Raw genomic sequence first — 10,977 nt, 5'->3', positions numbered from 1 at the left:
GAAAACCGCAACCTTCCATACCCAGCAATCCCCACACGCGATGCCCCATTGGCTGCGCCGTACCTGCCAGGCACTCTGGTTGATCAACGTCGTTGGTCTGCCATTTATTGCGCTCGCCGTATTCTTTTTCAGTTTGGCGACGGCGCATGCCGAAACCGCCCGGTCGCCACTTGTCACCCTCGATGAGGTCAAATCCGGCACACTTCTGCTGAAGAGCTCGGAAGCCGGCCGCTACATCGAAGCGCCGCGTGTCGCCACGGATGTCGACATCGTCGTCAGCGGCCCCACTGCCCGCGCCCGTATCACCCAGATATTCACCAACCCTTCCAATGGCTGGGTCGAGGCTGTCTATGCGTATCCGCTGCCGGAAGACAGCGCCGTGCATGCCCTGAAAATGGTTGTCGGCAAGCGCGTGATCATCGGTGACATCAAGGAAAAGAAGGAAGCCAAAGCCATCTATGAGACGGCGAAGGCATCCGGGCAGAAAGCCAGCCTTGTCGAACAGCAGCGGCCGAACCTTTTCACCAACTCCGTCGCCAATATCGGCCCGCACGAACAGGTTGTTGTCCAGATCGATTATCAGGAGCCCGTGCGCCTGTCCGGCGATGAATTTTCCTTGCGCGTGCCGCTGGTTGTCGCTCCGCGCTACAATCCTGCACCGATCACGCAGACCGCCGACCTTGCGGCCGATGGTTCCGGCTGGGGCACCACAGCCGATCCTGTCCCCGATCGCAGCAAGATCACGCCGCCCGTGCTTGATCCGCGCATCAACGCCCCGGTCAATCCGGTCAGCATCAAGGTTCGTCTGCAGGCTGGATTTGCCCTCGGCGAGGTGAAGAGCCATCACCATTCCGTCAACACCGAAACCGTTGATCCGCAGACGCAGGTCATCTCGCTGGCGGGTGACAACCACGCCGACCGCGACTTCGAACTGACCTGGAAACCGCAGAATGCCAAGGCACCCGCTGTCGGCCTGTTCCGCGAAACGGTCGGCAAGCATGACTATGCCCTCGCCTATGTGACGCCGCCGGTTGTCGAACAGAAGCAGGAGCAGCGCCCGCGCGAAATCGTCTTTGTCATCGACAATTCCGGTTCGATGGGTGGAACATCGATGAATCAGGCCAAGGCCAGCCTTGACTATGCCCTGAGCCGCCTCAAACCAGCTGACCGCTTCAACGTCATCCGCTTCGACGACACCATGACCTCGCTGTTCCAGGATACCGTCAGCGCCGACCGCGAGAACGTCTCCACCGCCCGCGAGTTTGTCGGCAACCTTGAAGCGTCCGGCGGCACGGAAATGCTTGCGCCGCTGGAAGCAGCCCTCAACGACCGGCGCCCCAACGATCAGTCCTTTGTCCGCCAGATCGTGTTCCTCACCGATGGTGCCATCGGCAATGAGCAGCAACTGCTCGATACCATTGCCGCCAAGCTTGGTCGGTCACGGGTTTTCATGGTCGGTATCGGCTCGGCTCCCAACAACTATCTGATGAACCGCGCCGCTGAACTTGGCCGCGGCACCTTCACCTCCATCGGCTCGACGGATCAGGTGGACGAGCGCATGCGCAATCTCTTTGCCAAGCTAGAAAGTCCCATCATCACCAACCTCAGCGCCACCTTCTCCTCCGGCAATGCCGATGTGACACCGGCCATTCTGCCTGATCTCTACCGCGGCGAGCCGCTCGTCATTGCCGCCAAGCTCGGTTCGCTCTCCGGCACACTGACAATCAAGGGCATGATCGGCAAGCAGCCATGGGAAGTCACGCTGCCGGTTGCCAAGGCCGCTGAAGGTGAAGGCCTGTCAAAACTCTGGGCCCGCCGCAAGATTTCCGATGCTGAAGTCGAAAGCACCCTCGGCAAGATCAGCCGTGACGAAGCCGACAGGCGCATCCTGAAACTCGCGCTTGAAAACAGTCTCGTCTCGCGCCTGACCAGTCTCGTTGCCGTCGACACAAATCCATCACGGCCGCAGGACAAGCCGCTGACCCGCGCCGACGTCCCGCTCAATCTCCCGGCAGGCTGGGATTTCGACAAGGTGTTCGGTGAACAGGCAACACGCAAGGCCAGCCTCGACAATGGCCCGGACGTCCAGTTTGCCAAGCTGGCGGCAGGCAAGAAGCCGGTTGTCCAACAGGCGCCTGCCGATCAGCTTCCCCTGCCGCAGACGGCAACCGATGCGGAACTGCGCATGATGGCCGGGTTGATGCTGCTCTTCGCCAGCGCCGGGCTGTTCTTCTTCAGCCGCAAGACAATGGGGAAAGCATGATGAGCACGATCCGCACACGGTACGGCGTCTCCAAGCAGAAAGGCAGGGCGGTTCTCCGCCCTGCCCTGCGGGCCGGAATGATCGTGATGGCTCTGGTCGGGCTGGTACTGGTCAGCCAAGGCCTGTGGATTCACGCGAAAGCCATGGTGGCGCAGGTGCTTCTGGACCGTGCCTTTACCCGGAGCGTCGCAACCGGCCAGCCGGTCAAACCCTGGTCATGGGCCGACACCTGGCCGGTTGCGCGGCTTGAATTCCCGCGTATCGGCGAAACGTCCATCGCCTTGCACGGGGCAAGCGGACAGGCCTTGGCCTTCGGTCCCGGCCATGTGGACCGCAGTGCAGAAGCAGGCGACAACGGCACCGCCGTCTATGCCGCACACCGCGATACGCATTTTGCCTTTCTGAAGGACGTGCAGGTCGGCGATGCAGTCCGGATTACCCGGCGCGACGGCAAAGTGTTCACCTATCAGGTCACGGTAACATCGGTTGTCCGCTGGGATCAGTCCGGCATTGATACGAATGCCGCCGGCAAGAATCTGGTTCTTGCCACCTGCTGGCCATTCGATGCCGCAACATCGGGGCCGATGCGTTATCTGGTCAAGGCACGGATGCTGGAATGAGCTTAGCTATCCAGTTCCCCCCGCCGGATCAGTTCTTCTCTGATGAGCTTCTTGGCGATCTTGCCATAGGCGGATTTGGGCATATCCGGCCAGAAGACGAAACGCTTCGGCAGCTTGTAGCGCGCCATCTTGCCGTTCAGCCACGCCATGACAGCCTCGCCATCGGGGGCGCTGCCGGATCGTGCAACACAGACCGCCAGCCCGACCTCGCCCCACACCGGATCGGGAATGCCCAGCACCGCCACTTCGCCGATATCCGGATGGGTGAGTATCTTTTCCTCGATCTCGCGCGGATAAACGTTGGAACCGCCGGAGATGTACATATCGGACGCCCGGCCCGTGATGTAGACGAAACCCGCCTCGTCCATGTGGCCGAGATCGCCGGTCCGGAACCAGCCATCGCGAAAGGCTTTCGCATTGGCGTCGGGGTTGTCGTAATAACCCGCAAACACGGCCGGCCCGATGACGCAGATCTCGCCGGTTTCGCCGGGATTGACCTCTTGGCCGGTATCGTCCTGAATGGCGATCTGCATGCCGGTCCGCGCAAAGCCGCAGGTGCCGATCCGTGCATCGGGACCATCCTGCGTCGTATGATAGGCAGGCGGCAGGACCGTAATGTTGCCGGTTACTTCGCCAAGACCGAAATACTGCACGAGCACCGGCCCAAGCGTCTTCAACGCATGAATCTGGTCGGTCCGGTACATGGGCGCACCGGCATAGATCACGTAGCGCAGGGAGGAGTGATCGCGCTCATGCACCGACGGGTGTTCCGTCAGCATTTTCAGGATCGTCGGCACCGTGAACATATTGCTCACGCGCCATCGCTCGACCAGCCTCCACGCTTCGGCAACATCGAACTTCTCCGTCGGCAGCAGGATCGTCTTCGCACCGCGCGCCACCTGGGTCAGTTGGTGAATGCCCGCGCCATGCGACAGCGGCGCAACCACCAGCGAAGCATCTTTTTCCGTGGTGCCGGGCATGAGATCGCAGAGATGATTGGTGATGACGAACGCCATCTGGCCATGGGTGAGAACCGCAGCCTTGGGACGGCCCGTCGTGCCTGACGTGAAGAAGAACCAGCAGGGATCGTCGTGATCGACGGCGGCGGTTGCAACTTTCCGGCCGTCAAAGCGGGCGACGATGTCATCGTAGTCGTCGCCGAAATCCGCCTTGCCGATGGCAATGACGAAAGCGAGATCGGGGTTCATGTCCCGGCTTGCCGCGACATGGTCGGGGAAGAGGTGACCGCAGATCATGCCCTTGGCTCCGCTCGCCTTGGCGAGATAGGCGACCTCATCCGGTGTCTGGCGGAAATTCGCCGGCACCCAGACGACACCCAGCTGGAAACAGGCGAACATCGATTCGAACATCTGGTTGCAGTTCTGCGACTGGATCAGAATGCGGTCGCCCTTGACGACACCGAATTCGCTGTGCAGTGCCGCAGCCATCGCATCGACACGCCGCTGCAGCTCGCCCCAGCTCCAGCTTTTCTCTCCCCAGACAAAACCTGTTTCATCCGGCAGGCGGCGCGCGGTCTGCGCCAGGAAACCGGACAGGTTCATCACGCGTTTCGACATGGCCGTGATCAGGGCTGTGTCCGTGCTGCTCATGCTTTCATCCGTTCGGGTCTTGCTCTGGATTTAACACCGGCCGCCGAAGCCCGTTTCGGCCGATCATTGAGCGGCTGGAGATGGGCCAGCCGCGCCTCGATCTTCTTCACTTCGATACGCATCAGCTCCGCCAGTTCCTGCTGACGTGCCGGCTGCATGCGGCTGTCGATGGCCGCGATGCTCAACGCGCCGGCGGCCCGCCCATCCGGAAAATGGATCGCAAGGCCAATACCCCAGGAATTGGCCAGGATACGCCCGGGGTTGAGGGCAAAACCCTGTTCCCGCGTTGCCGCGATATCCTCCCTGATCTGCCACGGCGGAAGATTGGGGTAATCGGCAAGCAGCACCGCCTCGTTGGCGGCCAGGATGATATCGATCTCGTCATCCGGCATCGTTGCAAGGATGGCCAGCGAACCGCCGCCGACGCCGAGAGGATGCCGGTACCCTGCCTGCAGCGCATGGGTGCGGATGGGATAGGTGCCTTCCTCCCGGTGCAGGCACACCGCATAGGTCTCGCGCTGAATGGAGAGAAAACTGGTATCCTGCGTTTTGGCGGAGAGAATGCTGAGGCTGTCGCGCGTGATCTGCAGCAGGCCGTAACGGCGGGTGGCAAGCGTTCCCAGCACATAGGCTTCCTGCCCGAGATAGTAACGCCGGGTCTGCGCATCCTGTTCGACCAGCCCCGAGCGGATGAGTGCAAGCAGCAGCCGCCGCGTCGTCGGCTTGTTGAGGCCGCCCTGCTCGACAATCTCGCTCAGCGATCCGCCCTGATCGCCGAAATAGCTGACAAGACTGAGAAGACCCAGTGCCCTGTCGACACTTTGCGACCCGTTGAGACTGGCCGGTGCCGTCATCTTTTCTTCCATGCTCTCCCACACGCATTTTGATCCATATTGTGGATCATTTTGTTGTTCTATTGAACTATGGCATAAAAATTATTGCAAGATACCAGTATTTGTTTATGGTTTTATCCAATTCAAGGAGGAATTGCATTCTATAATATGGACCTATGATTTGAATCGATGCGATGGAGGTTGCATTCGTTCAATGAGTTCCGGGGGAATGCGCCATGCTGTTCGGGAGGAAATCACATGAATAATCTGTCACGCCGCCAGGTCCTGGCCGGCACTGCTGCAACGCTGGTTGCCAGCCCCTTCATCATGCGGCGTCCGGCCCATGCTGCCGAGTTTTCCTATAAATACGCCAACAACCTGCCGGTGTCTCATCCGATGAACATCCGGGCGCAGGAAGCCGCCGACAAGATCAAGGCGGAAACCGGCGGACGCTTCGAACTGTCGATCTTCCCGTCGAGCCAGCTTGGTTCCGATACGGATACGCTCAGCCAGCTGCGTTCCGGCGCGGTGGAATTCTTCACACTGTCCGGCCTGATCCTGTCGACACTCGTTCCGGCCGCGTCGATCAACGGTATCGGGTTTGCCTTCCCCGACAGCGCCACCGTCTGGAAGGCGATGGATGGCGATCTCGGCGCCCATGTGCGCAAGCAGATCGAGAAATCCAATCTCGTCGCAATGGAAAAGATCTGGGACAACGGCTTCCGCCACATTACGTCGAGCACCAAGCCGATTACCACACCGGATGATCTGAAGAACTTCAAGATCCGTGTTCCGGTCAGCCCGTTGTGGACATCGATGTTCACCGCTTTCCAGTCATCACCCGCCAGCATCAACTTCAACGAGGTGTACTCCTCGCTGCAGACCAAAGTTGTCGAGGGGCAGGAAAACCCGCTCGCCATTATCTCGACGGCCAAGCTCTATGAAGTGCAGAAATACTGCTCGCTGACCAGCCATATGTGGGACGGCTTCTGGTTCCTGTCGAACCGCCGCGCCTGGGAAGCCTTGCCCGACGATATCAGAACCGTCGTTGCCAAGCATATCAACGCCGCCGGTCTTGCCGAACGCGACGACGTGGCCAAGCTCACCGAAACCTTGCAGGCCGATCTGAAAACCAAGGGTCTTGAATTCAACACGCCGGACCCCGTGCCCTTCCGCGATGCCCTGCGCAAGGCAGGCTTCTATTCCGAATGGAAGGGCAAGTATGGCGAGGAAGCCTGGGGTCTTCTGGAAAAAGTCGTCGGCCAGCTGGCATAGTGGCGCACCCGATGGCAGGGCTCAGACTGACCGAAGGCGCCGTGGTGGCGGAGGGCGAAAGCATTCTTTCTCCCCCGCCCCGCAATGACCACTCCATCGCATCGAAACTCGACCGGCTGCTTGGCCATCTCGTCGAGTTTCCCGTGGCAATCCTCGTTGTTGCCGAGGTGGTCATCCTGTTTGCCGGCATCATCGCCCGCTATGTCGTGCATCAACCGCTGATCTGGTCGGATGAACTCGCGTCGATCCTGTTCCTGTGGCTCGCCATGCTGGGTGCCGTGGTGGCGTTCCGGCGCGGCGAGCACATGCGCATGACGGCGCTGGTCGGCATGATGAACCCGCAGCGCCGGGCATTTTTCGATGTCATCGCCATTGTTGGCGCAATGGCATTTCTCCTGCTCATCGTCTACCCCGCCTACGACTATGCCCACGAAGAAACCTACATCACCACGCCCGCATTGGAGATAACCAATGCATGGCGCGCGGCGGCATTGCCCGTCGGTGCCGGACTGATGATCGTCTCGGCGCTTATCAAACTCTTTCAGGTGTCGAACCTGCGGCATGTCGTGACGGCGATAGCCCTTATCGGCGTGCTGACGCTTGTCTTCTGGCTGCTCGGACCTTCCCTGAAGCCGCTGGGCAACATCAATCTGCTGATCTTCTTCGTCGGCGTCGTCGCAGCCCTCGTTCTCAGCGGCGTTCCCATCGCCTTTTCCTTCGGTCTTGCCACGTTCGGCTATCTCGCCCTGACGACGAATGTGCCGATGATCGTGGTCATCGGACGCATGGACGAAGGCATGTCGCACCTCATTCTCCTCGCCGTGCCGCTCTTCGTGTTTCTCGGCGTGCTGATCGAAATGACCGGCATGGCGCGCGCCATGGTGCAGTTCCTGGCGAGCCTCCTGGGGCATGTGCGTGGCGGTCTGTCCTACGTGCTGATCGGCGCGATGTATCTGGTCTCCGGCATATCGGGCGCCAAGGCCGCCGACATGGCCGCCGTCGCGCCGGTGCTCTTCCCGGAAATGAAGGCACGCGGCGCCAAGCCGGGCGATCTGGTTGCCCTGCTCTCCGCCACCGGCGCACAGACGGAAACCATTCCGCCCAGCCTCGTGCTCATCACCATCGGCTCGGTCACCGGCGTGTCCATCGCGGCGCTGTTCACCGGCGGCTTGCTTCCCGGCGTTGTCCTGGCTGTGATGCTGTGTTTCGTCGTCTGGCGGCGCTACCGTCATGAGGACCTGTCGCATGTCACCCGCGCCACCGGACGGCAGATCGGTCGGGCTTTTGTCATCGCCCTGCCCGCCCTGGCGCTTCCCTTCATCATCCGTGCTTCGGTGGTCGAGGGTGTGGCGACGGCAACGGAAGTATCGACCATCGGCATTGTCTACTCCATCGTGGCGGGGCTTTTCATCTACAGGCAATTCGACTGGGCACGGCTGAAGCCGATGCTGGTGGATACCGCCTCGCTCTCCGGCGCCATCCTGCTGATCATCGGCGCTGCGACCGGGATGGCCTGGGCATTGACGCAGTCCGGCTTCTCGCGCGAACTTGCCGCCGCCATGACGGGCCTGCCCGGCGGTCCCATCACATTCCTTGCCGTTTCGATTGTCGCGTTCATCATTCTCGGCAGCGTGCTTGAAGGCATACCCGCCATCGTGCTTTTCGGCCCGCTGCTGTTTCCCATCGCCCGGCAGGTCGGCGTGCACGAGGTGCACTACGCTATGGTCGTGATCCTTTCGATGGGCATCGGCCTTTTCGCCCCACCCTTCGGCGTTGGCTATTATGCTGCCTGCGCCATTGGCCGGGTCAACCCCGACGAGGGCATGCGGCCCATCTGGGGCTATCTCGCCGCCCTCATTCTCGGCATCATTCTCGTGGCTGCCGTCCCGTGGATTTCGATTGGCTTCCTCTGATGACTGAACGACTGAAAGATAAAATCGCCATGGTTTTCGGGGCAGGCTCGTCCGGCCCCAGATGGAGCAACGGCAAGGCTGCCGCCGTCGCCTACGCCCGGGAAGGTGCAACCGTCGTTTGCATCGACCTGCAACAGGAAGCCGCCGAGGAAACGGCAGCAATCATTGCGGCAGAGGGCTTTTCCGCCATGGCGGTTACGTCGGACGTCACCAGCAGCGCTTCCGTTACAGAAGCCGTGAACGCCACGATCGAGCGCTATGGCCGGATCGACATCCTGCACAACAATGTCGGCGTCGCCACAGCGGGCGGACCGGAAGACCTCGATGATGAAAAATTCCGGATGTCGCTCGATATCAATGTCGGCTCGGTGTTCCGCACCGCCAAGGCCGTCCTGCCGCATATGAAGGCGCGCAAATCCGGGGCAATCGTCAACATTTCCTCGCTGGCAGCCATCCGCTGGACCGGCTATCCCTATTTCGCCTATTACGCGGCCAAGGGCGCGGTCAATCAGGCGACCGTGGCGCTTGCCCTGCAATACGCACCGCATGGCATCCGCGCCAATTGCATCATGCCCGGCATGATCGATACACCGCTGATCTACAAGCAGATTTCCGGCAACTACACATCGAACGAAGAGATGGTCGCCGCACGCAATCGCCTTGTTCCGCTGGGGCAGATGGGCAGCGCGTTCGATGTGGCCAATGCCGCCGTCTTTCTTGCCTCAGACGAAGCAAAATTCATCACCGGTGTCTGCCTGCCCGTCGATGGCGGACAGAGCTGTTCGGCGGTGGTCGGTGCCTGAGCGCCGGTTGCAGCAACCCGGCCCGGCGGCCGCGGAACGGTTCGAGAGTGTCGTCGGCACCGGGCGTACATTCAGCTTTGAGCTCCAGCCGGGTCTCTGCCTCAACGACGCCATTGCCATCCCGCTTGCCGCCGCCAATCTGCGCGCCGCATCGCTTGTCATCGAAGGCGGCGCTTTTGCTCCGTTCCATTATCTCATGCCGGCACTCTCGACCGATGGCCTTCATGCGGCATGGTACAGCGATACCTTCGCACCGGCAGGCGAAACCGTGATGGAACGGGGCAATGTCACGTTCGGCGAGCGCGACGGCGCAGCCTTCATCCATTGCCACGCCACCTGGATTGAGCCGGATGGCAGACGTTGCGCCGGCCACATCCTGCCGCACGAGACAATCGTCAGCCGGCCAATCCGCGCCACGGTCTGGGGCGTCGAGACCATCCGCATGGTGTCGGAGCCGGATGCGGAAACGGCATTCACCATTTTCCATCCCGTGCCGGTCAGCGCACCTGCGGCCGATGACGCCGGTCCGCGGACAATCATCGCCCGTGTCCGCCCGAACGAAGACATCACCGGCGCGCTCGAAGCGATCTGCCGCAAGCATGGCTTTGCCGGGGCACATCTGCGTGGCGGCGTCGGCAGCCTGATCGGCGCCCGATACGCCGATGGCGGTCGCGTCGAGGATATCGCGACGGAAGTGTTCATCACCGGCGGGGTTGTTTTGGCAGATACCAGCAGGACCCGCATAGAGATCACCATGGTCGATACCGGAGGCGGCATCACCCGCGGCAATCTAGTGCGCGGCGACAATCCCGTCTGCATCACCTTTGAACTGTGTCTGGAAGAGGCCTGACCACCTCTTCTTCCGCAACAGAGAGGACCACGTCATGACGACATTCGATACCGGCGAGCGCACCGCCCTTGTCACCGGCGGCGCATCGGGGATAGGCCTTGCGACGGTCCATGCCCTGGCCAGCGACGGCTGGAAGATTGTCGTTGCTGATCGAGACGTGAAGGAAACGGTGAAGGCAGACCTCGGCAAGGCCCATCCCGGCCGCATCCGCTTTGCCCAGGTCGATGTCACCGACGAGCACGCGGTCGGGGCACTCATGGCGGAGACGGAAGCAGGGTTCGGTCCGATCAGGGGGATTGTCTGTTCGGCGGGGATCGGCCGCGATACGCCGTTCTTCGATACCACGGCGGACATGTTCCGGCAGATTCATGAGATCAACGTCATCGGCACATTTCTGGTCACGCAGGCCGGTGCGCGCATCATGGCGGCGAGCGGCGGCGGCGCCATCGTCAATCTCGCCTCGATCTCCGGCATGCGCGGCAATATCGGGCGGGCGGCCTACGGCGCGTCAAAGGGGGCGATCATCAATCTGACCCAAGTGATGGCGGTCGAACTTGCGCCCTACCACATCCGCGTCAATGCCATTGCGCCCGGCCCGGTTGAAACACCCCTGGCCGCCGCCGTGCATACGCCTGAAATACGCGAGGGCTGGAGCAAAACGGTGCCGCAACGGCGTTACGGCCAGCCGGAGGAAATCGCCAGCACGATCGCCTTTCTTCTCGACGAAAACCGTTCAAGCTATGTGACGGGCCAAACGCTTGCCGTCGACGGCGGCTTCACGGCCGGTGGCCTCATCGGCTAGCAAACCGC

The 10,977-nt window shown here is 61.3% G+C and carries 9 protein-coding genes; 7 read left to right on the top strand and 2 right to left on the bottom strand.

The genetic code is table 11. The features are described 5' to 3' along the window. Nucleotides 1-40: 40 nt before the first annotated feature. Both RDL77_RS06515 and RDL77_RS06510 read left to right on the top strand, forming a co-directional pair. Nucleotides 41-2,263 (top strand): marine proteobacterial sortase target protein, encoded by a 2,223-nt coding sequence (locus RDL77_RS06515; protein WP_374042678.1) that lies wholly within the window; start codon nt 41-43, stop codon nt 2,261-2,263. Next, complete coding sequence (locus tag RDL77_RS06510) at nt 2,263-2,883, top strand: class GN sortase (RefSeq protein WP_288192234.1); 621 nt, start codon at nt 2,263-2,265, stop codon at nt 2,881-2,883. Before RDL77_RS06515 ends, RDL77_RS06510 begins: the two co-directional genes overlap by 1 nt. A gap of 2 nt (nt 2,884-2,885) precedes the next feature. On the opposite strand, the gene RDL77_RS06505 is transcribed toward RDL77_RS06510, so the two are convergent. Both RDL77_RS06505 and RDL77_RS06500 read right to left on the bottom strand, forming a co-directional pair. Beyond that, on the bottom strand, nt 2,886-4,493 hold the full coding sequence (locus RDL77_RS06505; RefSeq protein ID WP_288192233.1) for an acyl-CoA synthetase: 1,608 nt from the start codon (nt 4,491-4,493) through the stop codon (nt 2,886-2,888). After that, nucleotides 4,490-5,359, bottom strand: a complete 870-nt coding sequence (locus RDL77_RS06500) for an IclR family transcriptional regulator (RefSeq protein WP_374042672.1) — start codon at nt 5,357-5,359, stop codon at nt 4,490-4,492. Before RDL77_RS06500 ends, RDL77_RS06505 begins: the two co-directional genes overlap by 4 nt. Nucleotides 5,360-5,584: 225 nt before the next feature. Between RDL77_RS06500 and RDL77_RS06495 the strand changes: the two genes are divergently transcribed. The 5 genes from RDL77_RS06495 to RDL77_RS06475 are packed head-to-tail and all read left to right on the top strand — an operon-like array spanning nt 5,585 to nt 10,969. After that, nucleotides 5,585-6,601 (top strand): TRAP transporter substrate-binding protein, encoded by a 1,017-nt coding sequence (locus tag RDL77_RS06495; protein ID WP_288192232.1) that lies wholly within the window; start codon nt 5,585-5,587, stop codon nt 6,599-6,601. 11 nt (nt 6,602-6,612) lie between these two features. After that, a complete protein-coding gene (locus RDL77_RS06490) occupies nt 6,613-8,514 on the top strand; it encodes a TRAP transporter large permease subunit (protein ID WP_288192231.1) in 1,902 nt (633 codons plus the stop codon). Then, nucleotides 8,514-9,317, top strand: a complete 804-nt coding sequence (locus RDL77_RS06485) for an SDR family NAD(P)-dependent oxidoreductase (RefSeq protein ID WP_288192230.1) — start codon at nt 8,514-8,516, stop codon at nt 9,315-9,317. The genes RDL77_RS06490 and RDL77_RS06485 overlap by 1 nt, the downstream gene beginning before the upstream one ends. Next, nucleotides 9,310-10,167 (top strand): PCC domain-containing protein, encoded by an 858-nt coding sequence (locus tag RDL77_RS06480; RefSeq protein ID WP_288192229.1) that lies wholly within the window; start codon nt 9,310-9,312, stop codon nt 10,165-10,167. Before RDL77_RS06485 ends, RDL77_RS06480 begins: the two co-directional genes overlap by 8 nt. A 34-nt stretch (nt 10,168-10,201) precedes the next feature. Then, on the top strand, nt 10,202-10,969 hold the full coding sequence (locus tag RDL77_RS06475; RefSeq protein ID WP_288192228.1) for an SDR family NAD(P)-dependent oxidoreductase: 768 nt from the start codon (nt 10,202-10,204) through the stop codon (nt 10,967-10,969). Nucleotides 10,970-10,977: the final 8 nt, after the last annotated feature.

Origin of the sequence: uncultured Phyllobacterium sp., assembly GCF_902479695.1 — a bacterium.
GTDB classification, from domain to species: domain Bacteria; phylum Pseudomonadota; class Alphaproteobacteria; order Rhizobiales; family Rhizobiaceae; genus Phyllobacterium; species Phyllobacterium calauticae.
This window is presented reverse-complemented; position numbering and strand designations above follow the sequence as displayed.